This is a genomic window from Mesorhizobium sp. M7A.F.Ca.AU.001.01.1.1 (assembly GCF_004022735.1).
Lineage (GTDB): Bacteria > Pseudomonadota > Alphaproteobacteria > Rhizobiales > Rhizobiaceae > Mesorhizobium > Mesorhizobium ciceri.
The window spans coordinates 1-798 of record NZ_RZPF01001264.1 but is presented as its reverse complement, the minus strand read 5'-3'; the positions used below and the strand labels follow the sequence as shown (position 1 = coordinate 798).

Below are 798 nucleotides of genomic sequence, written 5' to 3'. Positions count from 1 at the left end.
GCCGACCGTCAGCGTGCGCGCCACCTTGCCCGACGGCGTGCAGTCCAACGACGTCGTCACCAAGATGTACAACGACATGAAGGACCTGCGTGCGGGTCTGGCGCCCGGTTACAAGATCGAAATCCAGGGCGGTGCGGAGGATTCGGCGGAAAGCCAGGCTTCGATCGCCGCCAAGGCACCGATCATGCTGGCCGTCATTGTCGTGCTTTTGATGATCCAGCTGCAGAACTTCGGCAAGGCGATGCTGGTGCTGGCGACCGGTCCGCTTGGCATTATCGGTGCTGCCGCGGCACTCCTGATCAGCGGTGCGCCGTTCGGCTTCGTCGCCATTCTCGGCGTCATCGCGCTGCTCGGCATCATCATGCGCAACTCGATCATCCTGGTCGACCAGATCGACCAGGACATCGCCGCGGGCATGGACCGCTACGAGGCCATCATCGGTTCGGCCGTTCGCCGTTTCCGGCCGATCACGCTGACGGCGCTGACGGCGGTGCTGGCGCTGATCCCGATCTCGCGCGGCGTCTTCTGGGGTCCGCTCGCCTACGCCATGATGGGCGGCATCCTGGTTGCCACGGTGCTGACCATCCTGGTCCTGCCGGCCGGTTACGCCCTGTTCTTCGGCCGGGAGCCGAAAAAGCGCGGGGCGGAGGGACGGACGGACGATCTGGAACTGAGCCAGGAAGCCGAAAAGCCGCAATTGGCGCTGGCCGCCGAATAGATCGATCACGCCAGTCGAAAAGGATCGGGCGCGCCGAAGCGCGCCCGATCCTTTTTATTTTTATGAGGTCAGATGACGAA

The 798-nt window shown here is 63.8% G+C and carries 1 protein-coding gene; it reads left to right on the top strand.

Features of this window, described 5'->3' with window-relative positions:
* Positions 1-718, top strand: a 718-nt coding sequence (locus tag EN884_RS37545) for an efflux RND transporter permease subunit (RefSeq protein ID WP_164895497.1), incomplete at its 5' end; no start/stop codon positions are given.
* Positions 719-798 lie beyond the last annotated feature (80 nt).